The sequence below is a fragment of the Streptomyces sp. NPDC088554 genome (assembly GCF_044752945.1).
Classification (GTDB): Bacteria; Actinomycetota; Actinomycetes; order Streptomycetales; family Streptomycetaceae; genus Streptomyces.
Genome location: NZ_JBIVMF010000005.1, coordinates 70233 through 83219, shown reverse-complemented (window position 1 = coordinate 83219; position 12987 = coordinate 70233). Strand labels below are relative to the sequence as shown.

Below are 12987 nucleotides of genomic sequence, written 5' to 3'. Positions count from 1 at the left end.
CGGACAGAGGCGCTGAAAACAATCGCGCCGGGGTATGCCCTGAACGGAGCCGACCGCTCCCGCGTAGTAGTCAGTCAGTACGACCCCGCGCCCTCCGGACCGTCAGGCACCCCCCATGACCATCAAAGGGATCGACGTCTCGTCACACCAGCAGGCGACGTTCAGTACGACCGGCCTCGACTTCGTCTTCGTCAAGGCCACGGAAGGGAAGTCGTACGTCAACCCCCGGATGACCGCGCAGAGCGACTGCGGCCGGGCCGCCGGACTCGTCGTCGGGTTCTACCACTTCCTGCGGCCCGGCGACATGAAGGTCCAGGCGAGATACTTCGTCGACAACTGCGCCGACACCGACCACGATCCGCTGTTCGCCGACTGGGAGGACGAGGGGGTCTCCTGCGCCGAGAAGGACCTGTTCCTCGCCGAGGTGAAGCGGCTGTGCGGCGACACCCACCGGATCGGTCTGTACTGCAACCAGAACTACTGGCTCAACTGCGACACCACGGGGAACGCGGGCGACGCGCTGTGGATCGCGGACTACGTGACCGCCGGAAAGCCCCGGATCAAGGCGGCGTGGAAGTTCCACCAGTACACCGACAGCCCGGTCGACACGAACGTCGGAGCGTTCGCGGACCGGGCCGCGCTGCGGAAATGGGCCGACGGCTAGTGCGCGCGCGGACAGTGCTCCGAGGGATGGCGGCGCTCCGGCCGATGGCGGTGCTGCCCGGCCTGTTCTCAGGCCTTCGGAGCCACCTTAGAGAGGCCGTTGATGATGCGGTCCATCGCGTCGCCGCCGGTCGGATCCGTCAGGTTCGCCAGCATCTTCAGCGTGAACTTCATCAGGAGCGGATGCGTCAGACCGCGCTCCGTCGCGATCTTCATGATCTTCGGGTTGCCGATCAGCTTCACGAAGGCGCGGCCCATCGTGTAGTAGCCGCCGTAGGTGTCCTTGAGGATCTTCGGGTAGTGGTGCAGGGCCAGTTCGCGCTGGGCGGGGGTGGCGCGCGCCTGGGCCTGCACGATGACATCGGCGGCGATCCGGCCCGACTCCATGGCGTACGCGATGCCCTCGCCGTTGAACGGGTTGACCATGCCGCCCGCGTCACCGACCAGCAGCAGTCCCTTGGTGTAGTGCGGCTGCCGGTTGAACGCCATCGGCAGGGCGGCGCCGCGGATCGGCATCGTCATGTTGTCCGGGGTGAAGCCCCACTCCTCCGGCATCGACCCGCACCACGCCTTGAGGACCTCGCGCCAGTCCAGCTCCTTGTACGCGGAGGACGAGTTGAGAATGCCGAGGCCCACATTGGACGTGCCGTCGCCCATGCCGAAGATCCAGCCGTAACCGGGCAGCAGCCGGTCCTCGCCGGGGCCCCGGCGGTCCCACAGCTCCAGCCAGGATTCCAGGTAGTCGTCGTCGTGGCGGGGCGAGGTGAAGTACGTCCGTACGGCCACGCCCATCGGCCGGTCCTCACGGCGGTGCAGCCCCATCGCGAGGGACAGCCGCGTCGAGTTGCCGTCGGCGGCGACGACGAGCGGAGCGCGGAAGGTGACCGGGGTCTTCTCCTCGCCCAGCTTGGCGTGGACCCCGACGATCCGGCCGGTGCGCTCGTCCAGGATCGGGGCTCCGACATTGCAGCGCTCGTGCAGCCGCGCACCGGCCTTCTGGGCCTGCCGGGCGAGCTGTTCGTCGAAGTCGTCGCGCTTGCGGACCAGCCCGTAGTCCGGATAGGACGCGAGATCCGGCCAGTCCAGCTGGAGCCGTACGCCACCGCCGATGATCCGCAGCCCCTTGTTGCGCAGCCAGCCGGCCTCTTCGGAGATGTCGATGCCCATCGACACCAGCTCCTTGGTGGCACGCGGCGTCAGACCGTCACCGCAGACCTTCTCCCGGGGGAACGCGGTCTTCTCCAGCAGCAGGACATCGAGTCCGGCCTTGGCGAGGTAGTACGCGGTCGTCGAGCCGGCCGGGCCCGCTCCGACGACGATCACATCTGCGGTGTTTTCGGCGCGGGACTCGGTCACAGCAAGATCTCCCGAAGACTCGAAAAGGTGTACCGGACGGCACGAGGCACGTGCAGTCTATTGGTGCGTGCTGATCCCCCCAGTGAAGGGCTGCTCCCGTGGACCACCTGACCAAAGCACTCCCCGCGGTGCGGCTCCGCGTGCCCACGGACGAGGACGCGCTCTCCTGGCACCGGGTCTTCAACGACCCCGAGGTGATGGAATTCCACGGCGGCACCTCCGCCGAGCTGTCGGCGTACGAGGAGCTGACCGCCCGTCAGCGCAGACACGACGCCGAGCGCGGCTTCTGCTTCTGGACCATGCTCGACGAGAACGACGAGGTCATCGGCTTCACCGGCGCCCAGCCCTGGCCGCACGAGACCCATGGCCCGGTCGGCGAGATAGAGATCGGCTGGCGCCTCGGCCGGGACCACTGGGGCAAGGGGTACGCGACGGCCGCCGCCCAGGTCACCCTGGAGCGGGTCAGGGCGGCGGGCGTCGGGCGGATCGTGGCGATGGTCGACTCGCGCAACGAACGCTCGGCGGCGGTGGCGCGCAGGCTCGGCATGGAGCTGTCCGAGACCTACCCGTTCACCTCCGCGGCGGACAGGACCGAACAGCTGGAGTACTGCTTCCGGCTGGACCTGTAGGGCGGGGCGCCCGACCGGCTGCCGGGGCGCCCGACCGGCGGGGGCCCGCGCCGCGGCCCGACCGGTCAGACCCGCGGCGCCCCGGCTGTCAGGCCCGTACACCTCGGCCGGTCAGGCCCGTACACCTTGACCTCAGACCCGCGGCGCCCCGGCCGGTCAGGCCCGTACACCTCGGCCGGTCAGGCCCGTACGCCTCGGTGGAGTGCCACGACTCCGCCCGTCAGGTTCCGCCAGGCCACCTTCGACCAGCCCGCGCCCTGGAGCCTGGCCGCCAGCTCGCTCTGGTCGGGCCAGGCGCGGATGGACTCGGCGAGATAGACGTAGGCGGCCGGGTTGGAGGAGACGGCGCGCGCGACCGGGGGCAGGGCGCGCATCAGGTACTCCTCGTACACCGTCCTGAACGGCGCCCAGGTCGGGTGGGAGAACTCGCAGATCACGACCCGGCCGCCCGGCTTCGTCACCCGGTACAGCTCGCGCAGCGCGAGATCCGTGTCCTGGATGTTGCGCAGCCCGAAGGAGATCGTCACCGCGTCGAAGACCTCGTCGGCGAACGGCAGCCGCGTCCCGTCCCCCGCCGTGAACGGCATCCAGGGGTACCGCTTCCGGCCCTCGCGCAGCATGCCCTGGGAGAAGTCGCACGGCACCACGTACGCGCCACCGGCGGCGAACGACATCGAGGAGGTGCCGGTGCCCGCGGCGAGGTCGAGGACCTTCTCCGCGGGGCGCGCGTTCACCGCCTCGGCGACCTCCTTGCGCCATCGCCGGTCCTGGCCGAGCGAGAGCACATCGTTGGTGAGGTCGTAGTTCGCCGCCACGTCGTCGAACATCGAGATGACTTCGTGCGGCTGCTTGTCCAGGGAGGCTCGGGTCACGCGCCCCATTGTGGCAGGCCGCCCCCGGCGCCCCGGTCGTCAGGGCAGCAGCCTCGGCGGCCGTTTCGCCGCGAGGTCCTCCACCCAGCCGAAGAGCGCGACGGCGGCGGCGATCAGCACCCACGCGACCCCGAACTGGAACCACTGACTGTCCAGCGGCAGATACCGCTCGAAGGCGGGGACGTTCCACAGCACATCGATCAGCGGCACGCTCACCATCAGCGCCACCTCGTGCCAGAGGTAGACCGTCACCGCGCGGGCGTTGAAGACCGTGACGACGCGATCGGCCACCGGCCGCCGTGCCAGCCACCCGAAGTCGGGCCGGAAGCGCAGCAGCAGGAGGACGAACCCCGCCGACCACAGCGCCTGTGCGAGCGGGATGTCGTCGAGGTCGTACGTACCGTCGGCCTGGTGGCCGACGGCCCACACCGCGCCCGCCGCCATCACGGGCAGCGCCGCCGCGACCACCGCGCGCGGGCGCAGCCGGTCGAGCACCCCGTCACGGTGCGCGAAGCCGAGCAGCCAGCAGCACAGGAAGACCGACAGATCGCTGAGCGCGCTGCCGAGCCGTCCCTCCGGGAGGCTCCACACCGTCTCGAAGACCACCACGGGCACGAGCGAGCCGAGCAGCACGGGCACCGGCGCGCGCCGGAAGAGCCGCAGCAGGACAGGGGACAGCAGTACGAACCAGAGGTACGTACGGAGGTACCAGAGCACCGCCCACGCCTGCTCGCCCCACGCGTCGCCCGGCGGATCCCCCACCGGCAACACCCAGTAGACGGCGTCCGCCCCGGGCATCCAGCCGTGCCCGGCCATCGCGACGCCGAGCACCAGCCCGAAGACCCACAGCGGGATCAGCAGCCTGCGCAGCCTGCCCCTGATCACCCGGCCCGCGGGCCGCTCCAGGGAGCGCGCCATCAGCGACCCGGCGAGCGCGAACATGACCCCCATGGAGGGGAAGGCCAGCCCCAGCCACGGCCACTCGAAGGTGTGGTAGGTCACCACCCTGACCAGCGCGAAGGCACGCAGCGCGTCGACGTACCGGTCCCGCCCCGACGGTACGGCCTCCGCGACCGCCCCCGGCGGATCCGGAGGCGATCCCGGAAGCGGTCCCGAAGGCCGATCCGGAAGCGGTGCCGGAAGCGGTGTCCCCCTGCGGTGCGCCCCCGCCATCAGGACACCCCCGCCCCGGTCCGTGCCGTGCCGACCTCGCCCGTGCGCTTGAGCTTCTGCCAGCGCAGCCGGCCGCCGGTGAGCGCGGTGACGCCGGAGTGGATCAGCACGAGATACATCAGCTGCCGGTACGCGACCTGTTGCAGCGGCAGCATCAGCAGATACCGGTACTTCTCGCGGTCGAGCCGGAACGCGTACCCGGCGCACAGGAGTTGGACGAGGAGTACGGCGAGCCACGCCAGCAGCGAGGCCCCGAAGTCCACGAAGACCATCGCGTAGACCGTGAAGACGTCGATCAGCGGCGCGAAGACCGGGGTCACGATCTGGAAGAGCACCACGAGCGGCATCCCCACCCGGCCGAACCGCCCCGAGGGCCCCTTGTCCACGACCGACCCGCGGTGCTTCCAGAGGGCCTGCATCGTGCCGTAACTCCAGCGGTAGCGCTGCCGCCACAGCTGGCCGACGCTCGCGGGCGCCTCGGTCCAGGCGCGCGCGTGCTCCGCGTACACGACCCGCCACCCCGCGCGGTGGAGCGCGATGGTGATGTCGGTGTCCTCGGCGAGGGTGTCCTCGCTCATGCCGCCGACGTCGAGGACCGCCGCGCGGCGGAACGCGCCGATCGCGCCGGGGATGGTGGGCATGCAGCGCAGCAGGTCGTACATGCGGCGGTCGAGGTTGAAGCCCATGACGTACTCGATGTGCTGCCAGGCGCCGATCATCGTGTCGCGGTTGCCGACCTTGGCGTTGCCCGCGACCGCGCCGATCCCCGGGTCGCCGAAGGGCTGCACGAGCAGCCGCACGGTGTCGGGTTCGAAGACGGTGTCGCCGTCCATCATCACGACGATGTCGTACGACGCCTGCCGCACCCCGTTGTTGAGCGCGGCCGACTTGCCCGCGTTCTCCTGCCGGATGACGCGTACGTTGGGCAGCCCCATGGCCTCGACGATCTCGGCCGTACCGTCCGTGGAGCCGTCGTCCACGACGACGATCTCTATCGGGTGGGTGCTCGCGACAAGGGAGTTGACGGTGTTGGCGATGCATTCCTTCTCGTTGTACGCGGGCACGATCACGCTCACCGGTTCGTCCACCGGCGGTCCCCAGGAGAAGCGTCGTCTGTTGCGCCGCCGGTAGTGGCGACGGGCCAGGACCAGCATCAGCCCGAACCGTCCCAGCACGGCGACCCCGACGACCGCGAGCCCCGTGGCGAGACCCGGCACCGACCACTCGGCGACCGCGACGGCGGCGATCATCGCCCGGCCCTCCCAGCGGGTGGTGGCGTCGGCCTCGCGATGCGCGGCCTGCTCGACGCTGCCGGTGGACGGAAGCCCGGGACCGCCGGACGGCCGGGTGCCGGGCCGCGCGCTGTCCTCGGCCTGCTGGGCCTTCCGCTGGGCTCCGCTGACCGTGGTGAAGGTGTATCCCGCCGCCTTCATCTTCTTGATGTAGCGCGGCAGCGCCTCCAGCGTCTCCGTACGGTCGCCGCCCGCGTCGTGGAAGAGCACCGACGCGCCCTTGCCGCCCTTCGGGGTCGCCCAATTGATGATCTTACTGACGCCCGGCAGCTGCCAGTCCTCGCTGTCGGTGTCGATGAAGACGCTCGTGTACCCCATCGCGCCGAGCTTCTCGTAGACCGGCCAGCTCTCGTTGTCGATCGCGTTGTTCGTCGAGGAGTACGGGGCCCGGAACAGCGTCGTCGTCATCCCGGTGGCGCCCGCCAGCGCCAGTTGGGTCTGGGCGATCTCGCGCTTGACCCGGGCGGCGCTCTGGTACGAGAGGTCGACATGGGTGAAGGTGTGGACGCCCACCTCGTTCCCCTCGTCGACCATGTCCTTCACGACGCCCGGATAGCGGGCGATCAGGGAGCCGATCAGGAAGAAGGTGCCGGGGACGTCGTTCTCGTCGAGGATCTTGAGGACCTTCTCGGTGTACTGCGGATCGGGACCGTCGTCGAAGGTCAGCACGATGGTCCTGTCCGGCACCGACTCTGTCCGCGCCCGCCCGTTCACGAAGCTCAGGATCGGGCCGCCGTCGATGACCGAGTCCGGCACCTCGCTGTTGCTCGCGTCGGAACGCACCCGGTGGTCGCCACCGACCTCGGAGCGCAGATAGCCGTCGAGGAGCAGCACGCTGATCAGGCCGACGAGGAGCAGCAGGGCGACGATCACCCGGGGCTTGGGCATCGCCTGACGGCCGACGCGCTCGATACGGCCGGGGACCGCGTGCCGGCGCTTGCCGCTGAGGCCGTTGGTGCCGCTGAGGCTGCCAGGACCGACGGCGCCACTGGGACCGTCGATGCCACTGGGACCATCGGTTCCACTGGGATCGCTGGTACCGCTGGGATCGCTGGTACCACTGGGATCGCTGGTACCACTGGTACCACTGGGATCGCTGGTGGTCTGGGTCATCGGATCAGCCACCGCCACCGGCCGAGCCCCCGCCGGGCGGCGGGCCGTCCCCCGGTGGAACGTTTCCCTCCCCGACCTGCGCCACCGCCGGTCCCCCGTCGAACGGCGAGATCTCGGACGGGCTCAGCGAGATCCCGCCCATGAAGGCGAGCCCCAGCACGGCGACGTACCCGACACACGTGATGCCGAGCACGATCCCGGCCCGGCGCAGCAGCCGGGACCTTCGCCCGGAGCTGTCCACGAAAACGGGGCCTTCCTGGGCGGTGCCGCGTCGGCGACGACGACGGCCGCGCCCCGCCGGACGTTTCTCGAGAAGGGGGTCAGAATGCATGCGAGCACGGTGGCTGTCGGCCATGTGTAAAACCTGTGGGTCCCTCGCGGCGTTCCTATGAATTGGCCTCTTCCCTGTCAATCCACTGAGAGGAACGACGGGTCCGGCGGCTTCCCGGACACCCTTCTCCCCGGATAACTCACATCTCCGCATGGGAAGTTGATGATTTTTCCCCGGCGCGGTCCCGGCGAACTGTGTGGTCCGTCACTCGCATTCGATCATGAGAGCCCATGAGAGGGTGCGGAATCCGCCTTCCCCGAATTCCGCTGCCGCCATTCCAGGACGACATCTCCGGACGGCATCTCCGGTCTGAATCTCCCGGACGAGGTCTCCTCGATCGGAACTCCGACGCGGATAACCGGGAACAGAAATCAGAGAGCCGGTGCTTCACCATGCGAAACCCCTTGAGGCCGGTCCTCCGGCTGGCCGGACCGGTCGCGCTGGGTCTGCTCTGCACCGCCTGCGCGACGGGCACCGCCGCCGACACCGGCAGCCGGAGCCGGCCACCCCGGGCGGCCCCCTCCCCGCCCCCGAGCGCCTCCGCCACCGCCTTCGCCCCGTACGTCAGCGCCACCACGGCCGCCGGCACCGACACCGCCGGTGCGCCGAGTACGTACAACCTGGCCTTCGTCGTCAACGGCACCGGCACCGGCACCGGCACCGGCACCTGCGAGCCGTCCTGGGGCGGTACGTCGGCCTTCGACAGCGCGGCCGTGGTGGCGCGTACGGCGAAGCTGACGTCCTCGGGCGCCGATCTGCGCGTCTCCTTCGGCGGCGCGGCCGGTACCGAACTGGCGCTCTCCTGCGCCGACTCCGACCAGCTCGCCGCCGCCTACGCGAAGGTCCTGGACGCGGTCGGCGCGACCAGGGCCGACTTCGACATCGAGGGCGACGCGCTCACCGACACCGCGTCCATCGCCCTGCGCGACCGGGCGCTCGCCCAGCTCCAGAAGAAGCGCGCTCTCGATGTCACCTACACGCTGCCGGTGATGCCGAGCGGGCTGGAGAAGACCGCCGTCGCCGTTCTCGCCGACGCGCGGGACCGGGGCGTCGAGATCTCCGCCGTCAACATCATGGCCATGAACTACAGCAGTTCGGATGACGGGGACATGGGCGACTACGCCGAGCGGGCGGCGCGCGCGGCCCACGGCCAGATCGCCGCCACGCTCGGGCTGTCGTCCGCGAAGGCGTGGAAGGCCCTGCACATCACGGCGATGATCGGCGTCAACGACGTCCCCGGCGAGACGTTCACCCTCGCCGACGCCGCCCAGCTCCGTACCTTCGCCCTGCGCGAGGGCGTGGGCGCGCTCTCGATGTGGGCAACGTTCCGCGACCGGAGCTGCGCGGCCGGGGTGTCGACGGCCACCGCCTCCGACACCTGTAGCGGCGTCGGCCAGTCGGCGGGCGCCTTCGCGAAGGCGCTCTCGGCGGGCTGATCCGAAACCGGCTCAGGCGCGCCGGTGGACCAGTCTGCCCGCGCACACCGTGGCGAGGCACCGGCCGTCCGCGTCGAACACGGCGAGGTCCGCGCGGACCGTCCCGGTGATCGCCGGGCGGTACGCGGCGGGCAGCACCATGACCCCGGCCCGCGCGGCGGCGGCGCGGATGCCCGGCTCGCCGGCGTACTCCGCCAGGACCGCCACCGCGCCCAGCTTCAGCACGGCGTGGATCCGCTCGCGCGGGCTCGGCGCGGCGGGCAGCGGGCCCTCGTGGACACGGGCGGGGCCGAGGACGCCGCGCCAGCTCCGTACCCGGGCAGTGGGGAATCGTACGGTCAGCTCGTCGTACGGACCGACCGCGCCGATCCGGTCTCCGGTCACCAGGACCGCGCCGCCCGCGAGCGGCTCCGGGTCGTCCCAGTCGCGGCGCAGCTCATCGGCGGTGTGCAGGGTCTCCACAGCAGGTCTCTCGGTTCGCCGCGCTCTCAGGTGGTGGCGATGAGCTTCAGCTCGGGGTGGGCCGTGCCGCCCTCGATCGCCGTCGACGAGATGTGCGAGGCCACGCGGTCGTCGACCGGGTCGTTCGCCGGGTCGTCGTGCACGACGAGGTGCTCGTACGTCGTGGCGCGCTGCGCCGGGACCCGGCCCGCCTTGCGGATCAGGTCGATGATCTCCAGCCGGTTGGAGCGGTGCCGCGCGCCCGCCGACGAGACGACGTTCTCCTCCAGCATGATCGAGCCGAGGTCGTCCGCGCCGTAGTGCAGCGACAGCTGGCCGACCTCCTTGCCGGTGGTGAGCCACGAGCCCTGGATGTGCGCGACATTGTCGAGGAAGAGCCGCCCGATGGCGATCATGCGCAGGTACTCGAAGAGCGTGGCCTGCGTCTGCCCCTTCAGCTTGTTGTTCTCCGGCTGGTAGGTGTACGGGATGAACGCGCGGAAGCCGCCCGTCCGGTCCTGCACCTCACGGATCATCCGCAGGTGTTCGATGCGCTCGGCGTTGGTCTCGCCCGTCCCCATCAGCATCGTGGAGGTGGACTCGACCCCGAGGCCGTGCGCCGTCTCCATGATCTCCAGCCAGCGTTCGCCGGACTCCTTGAGCGGCGCGATGGCCTTGCGCGGCCGCTCGGGCAGCAGCTCGGCGCCCGCGCCCGCGAAGGAGTCGAGACCGGCGGCGTGGATACGCTGGATCGCCTCCTCGACGGAGACCTTGGAGAGCCGGGCCATGTGCTCGATCTCGGAGGCGCCGAGAGAGTGGATGACCAGTTGCGGGAATTCCTTCTTGATGGCGGCGAAGTGCTCTTCGTAGTACTCCACGCCGTAGTCCGGGTGGTGCCCGCCCTGGAACATGATCTGCGTCCCGCCCAGCTCCACGGTCTCCGCGCAGCGGCGCAGGATGTCGTCGAGATCACGGGTCCAGCCCTTGGCGGTGTCCTTGGGGGCCGCGTAGAAGGCGCAGAACTTGCACGCCGTCACGCAGACGTTCGTGTAGTTGATGTTCCGCTCGATGATGTACGTCGCGATGTGCTCGGTCCCCGCGTACCGGCGGCGGCGTACGGTGTCGGCCGCGCTGCCCAGCGCGTGCAGCGGCGCGGAGCGGTACAGGTCGAGCGCCTCCTCCGGGGTGATGCGCCCGCCCGCGGCGGCCCGCTCAAGGACTTCGGCGACACCGCCAGTGACATGTACGGACGGGGAGTCGGCCTTCTCGGTCACCGGGGCGGGTCCTTCCCAAGGGGGTTTTCACGACCCGGTCAGCGTACGCCAGGGGCCACGGCCGGTGACGGGCGGCGGCCCCCGGCGCCCCGGCCGCTCACCGCCGCTTCGTCGGGGTCCCGGTGGGGTTGCCCGCGCGCGCGTCGCGGGAGACATAGCGCAGGCCGTCCTCCACCGGCCCGAACCGCAGCCCGGTCGTGTCCCCGCCGCACACCGCCGTACCGCGCGGGCCGCGCTTCGCGTCCACGACCAGGGTCCCGTCCTCGACGGCGGTGAGGGTGAGCAGCTCCTCGCAGACGAAGTCGCCGAGGACATCGGTCTGTTCGGCCGTCCCGATCCGCTCGCCGACCGCGCCCTCCTCGATGGTCACCCTCATCGTCCCGGCGGGGTGAGGGGCGGTTCAGGGCGTCAGCAGTTCGACACGCACATCGGCCGGAAACCCGGTGGTCGGCCCGGTCCTGCGCGCGAACTCCCGTACGCCCGCGAGCTGGTCGGGGCCGAACCGGAAGTCGAGCGTCGTGAAGTAGCGCTCCAGCAGCTCCTCGTCGAAGGTCTCCCAGCGCGCGGCCTGTTCGGCGACCTTGGTGACCTCCGCCAGGGAGAGATCGCGGGACGCCAGGAACGCCTCGTGCGCCTGGCGCACCAGCACCGGTTCGCGCGCCAGATACTCCTTGCGCGCCGCCCACACCGCGAAGACGAACGGCAGCCCCGTCCACTCCTTCCACATCAGCCCCAGGTCATGGACCTGAAGACCCAGCCGGGGCGCGTCGTGCAGCGAGGCGCGCAGCGCGGCGTCCCCGATCAGTACGGCGGCCTCGGCGTCCTGCATCATCAGGCCGAGGTCCGGCGGGCAGGTGTAGTAGTCCGGCTTCACCGCGTACTTCTCGCTCAGCAGCAGCTGCGCGAGCCGGACCGATGTACGGGAAGTCGAGCCGAGGGCCACCCGGGCACCGTCCAGCCGGTCCAGCGGCACCTGCGAGACGATCACACAGGACATCACCGGCCCGTCGCAGCCGACCGCGAGATCGGGGAACGCGACAAGGTCGTCGGCGTTGCGGAGGAATTCGACCAGGGTGACGGGGGCGATATCGAGGTCGCCCCGGATCAGTTGTTCACTGAGCTTCTCCGGAGTGTCCTTCGTCAGGTCCAGATCCAGCAGGCTTCCGGTCCTGGCGAGCCCCCAATAGAGGGGCAGACAGTTCAGGAACTGGATATGGCCGACCCTCGGCCGGGGACTGCCGGGACCGCTCCCCGGCCACTCCCCTGATCCACCGGCCGCCCGGGAACCCGAGCGCCCGGGAACCCCGGAGGACTCCGCCACGGGCGCCGCCACCGCCGTCGCCACTGCCGTCGCTTCTGTCGCTGGGTTTTCCACTGGCCTGTCCACATCGCGAGGCTAGACCCGCGAGCCCCCGGGCAGTTCCCTGGGGCTCGGTTGCGGCGCGTCGGGGGGCTCACCGGAGCACACCGAGGGCTCGATTCGTCAGCACGGCGGGGCCTTATACAAACGTCCGGGTGAAGTGATCTTTCCCTCTACCGCTGCACACAGACCGCGTGCTAGGCTCGCCGCAAGTTGCAGTTTGGTTTCCCTTGCAGTACAGAGCCTGCGGAGCATGTGACCCGCAGGCTTTTGTAGTTTTCAGACTTCTTTGCAGGTTCTGGAGCAGGGCAACCCTTTGGCCCAAGGAGGGCTTATGGCTACCGGAACCGTCAAGTGGTTCAACGCTGAAAAGGGCTTCGGCTTCATCGCCCAGGACGGCGGCGGCCCGGATGTCTTCGTCCACTACTCCGCGATCAATGCGACGGGTTTCCGCTCCCTTGAGGAAAACCAGCCCGTGAACTTCGACGTCACTCAGGGTCCGAAGGGCCCGCAGGCGGAGAACGTCACCCCGGCCTAGTCTCCCGGGTCGGCGAATCGCGTACGACTTAGCAGTACCAAGGAGCCCTGCTTCTCCCACTCGGGTGGGAAAGCGGGGCTCCTGCCTTTTGCTCCGCGAACGGGCGCAGAGCTACGAACGGGCGTGGCGCCGGGCTACTGGGCCGCCGGTCGCGCGTCCTGGATCGCCGCGTCCTTCATCGCCGCGTCCTGAACGGCCGCGTCCTCCTGCGAGCGGTTGGCCTCGATCTTCGCCTTCGTGCTCTCGACCTTGCCGACGATCTGCGCGGACATCTCGTCGCGCTGCTTGCGCAGGAGTACGAAGCTGAGCGGCGCCGAGACGACGATCGCGAGCAGCAGCACCCACATGACGTTGGACGCGCCGGCGCCCTTGGGGATCACGCCGATCTGGACCAGGCCCGCGATGGCGACCAGACAGCCGACGAAGATGGTCAGGCGCATCACGGTGTACCGGATCGTGGCGTTCGTCTTCGCAGCGGTCACAGCGGTGCCTTCTCTCTTTGTCTGCGT

General features: G+C 70.0%; 14 protein-coding genes. 4 read left to right on the top strand and 10 right to left on the bottom strand.

Annotated features, from left to right (window positions below; translation table 11 throughout):
- Window positions 1-115: 115 nt before the first annotated feature.
- On the top strand, window positions 116-664 hold the full coding sequence (locus ACIP8W_RS07760) for a glycoside hydrolase family 25 protein (RefSeq protein WP_401951816.1): 549 nt from the start codon (window positions 116-118) through the stop codon (window positions 662-664).
- A 68-nt stretch (window positions 665-732) separates the two neighbouring features.
- Here ACIP8W_RS07760 and ACIP8W_RS07755 read toward each other — a convergent pair whose 3' ends face one another.
- Window positions 733-2019: a geranylgeranyl reductase family protein gene (locus ACIP8W_RS07755; RefSeq protein ID WP_401951818.1), complete on the bottom strand. Its 1287-nt coding sequence runs from the start codon at window positions 2017-2019 to the stop codon at window positions 733-735.
- A gap of 107 nt (window positions 2020-2126) precedes the next feature.
- On the opposite strand from ACIP8W_RS07755, the gene ACIP8W_RS07750 reads away from it, so the two are divergent.
- Window positions 2127-2648, top strand: coding sequence for a GNAT family N-acetyltransferase (locus ACIP8W_RS07750; RefSeq protein ID WP_401952146.1), 522 nt, complete (start codon window positions 2127-2129; stop codon window positions 2646-2648).
- Window positions 2649-2827: 179 nt separating this feature from the next.
- Here ACIP8W_RS07750 and ACIP8W_RS07745 read toward each other — a convergent pair whose 3' ends face one another.
- From ACIP8W_RS07745 to ACIP8W_RS07730, 4 genes are all read right to left on the bottom strand, one after another.
- Window positions 2828-3520, bottom strand: a complete 693-nt coding sequence (locus ACIP8W_RS07745) for a demethylmenaquinone methyltransferase (RefSeq protein ID WP_401951821.1) — start codon at window positions 3518-3520, stop codon at window positions 2828-2830.
- A 39-nt stretch (window positions 3521-3559) separates the two neighbouring features.
- Window positions 3560-4693, bottom strand: a complete 1134-nt coding sequence (locus ACIP8W_RS07740) for an acyltransferase (protein ID WP_402202336.1) — start codon at window positions 4691-4693, stop codon at window positions 3560-3562.
- A complete protein-coding gene (locus ACIP8W_RS07735; RefSeq protein ID WP_401952149.1) occupies window positions 4693-6873 on the bottom strand; it encodes a bifunctional polysaccharide deacetylase/glycosyltransferase family 2 protein in 2181 nt (726 codons plus the stop codon). Before ACIP8W_RS07735 ends, ACIP8W_RS07740 begins: the two co-directional genes overlap by 1 nt.
- Before the next feature lie 229 nt (window positions 6874-7102).
- Window positions 7103-7339 carry a hypothetical protein gene (locus ACIP8W_RS07730; protein WP_401951827.1) on the bottom strand — a complete coding sequence of 79 codons (237 nt, stop codon included), beginning with the start codon at window positions 7337-7339 and terminating at the stop codon, window positions 7103-7105.
- Between the two features lie 482 nt (window positions 7340-7821).
- Between ACIP8W_RS07730 and ACIP8W_RS07725 the strand changes: the two genes are divergently transcribed.
- Complete coding sequence (locus ACIP8W_RS07725) at window positions 7822-8865, top strand: chitinase (protein WP_402202334.1); 1044 nt, start codon at window positions 7822-7824, stop codon at window positions 8863-8865.
- A 12-nt stretch (window positions 8866-8877) separates the two neighbouring features.
- Here ACIP8W_RS07725 and ACIP8W_RS07720 read toward each other — a convergent pair whose 3' ends face one another.
- From ACIP8W_RS07720 to ACIP8W_RS07705, 4 genes are all read right to left on the bottom strand, one after another.
- Entirely contained in the window at window positions 8878-9327 is a 450-nt protein-coding gene (locus tag ACIP8W_RS07720; RefSeq protein ID WP_401951833.1) for an imidazolonepropionase-like domain-containing protein, read from the bottom strand.
- A 26-nt stretch (window positions 9328-9353) separates the two neighbouring features.
- Complete coding sequence (mqnC, locus tag ACIP8W_RS07715) at window positions 9354-10580, bottom strand: cyclic dehypoxanthinyl futalosine synthase (RefSeq protein ID WP_401951835.1); 1227 nt, start codon at window positions 10578-10580, stop codon at window positions 9354-9356.
- Between the two features lie 97 nt (window positions 10581-10677).
- Window positions 10678-10950 (bottom strand): hypothetical protein, encoded by a 273-nt coding sequence (locus ACIP8W_RS07710; protein ID WP_401951838.1) that lies wholly within the window; start codon window positions 10948-10950, stop codon window positions 10678-10680.
- 30 nt (window positions 10951-10980) lie between these two features.
- Window positions 10981-11793 (bottom strand): menaquinone biosynthetic enzyme MqnA/MqnD family protein, encoded by an 813-nt coding sequence (locus tag ACIP8W_RS07705; protein ID WP_401952151.1) that lies wholly within the window; start codon window positions 11791-11793, stop codon window positions 10981-10983.
- Between the two features lie 481 nt (window positions 11794-12274).
- On the opposite strand from ACIP8W_RS07705, the gene ACIP8W_RS07700 reads away from it, so the two are divergent.
- Window positions 12275-12478, top strand: a complete 204-nt coding sequence (locus ACIP8W_RS07700; RefSeq protein ID WP_401951841.1) for a cold-shock protein — start codon at window positions 12275-12277, stop codon at window positions 12476-12478.
- 134 nt (window positions 12479-12612) lie between these two features.
- On the opposite strand, the gene ACIP8W_RS07695 is transcribed toward ACIP8W_RS07700, so the two are convergent.
- Window positions 12613-12960, bottom strand: a complete 348-nt coding sequence (locus ACIP8W_RS07695) for a DUF4229 domain-containing protein (RefSeq protein ID WP_401951843.1) — start codon at window positions 12958-12960, stop codon at window positions 12613-12615.
- Between the last annotated feature and the right edge of the window lie 27 nt (window positions 12961-12987).

Coding starts and splice junctions, on each gene's coding strand:
- ACIP8W_RS07760 (WP_401951816.1), top strand. CDS start 116: ATGACCATCAAAGGGATCGACGTCTCGTCACACCAGCAGGCGACGTTC.
- ACIP8W_RS07700 (WP_401951841.1), top strand. CDS start 12,275: ATGGCTACCGGAACCGTCAAGTGGTTCAACGCTGAAAAGGGCTTCGGC.
- ACIP8W_RS07725 (WP_402202334.1), top strand. CDS start 7,822: ATGCGAAACCCCTTGAGGCCGGTCCTCCGGCTGGCCGGACCGGTCGCG.
- ACIP8W_RS07740 (WP_402202336.1), bottom strand. CDS start 4,693: ATGGCGGGGGCGCACCGCAGGGGGACACCGCTTCCGGCACCGCTTCCG.
- ACIP8W_RS07735 (WP_401952149.1), bottom strand. CDS start 6,873: ATGCCCAAGCCCCGGGTGATCGTCGCCCTGCTGCTCCTCGTCGGCCTG.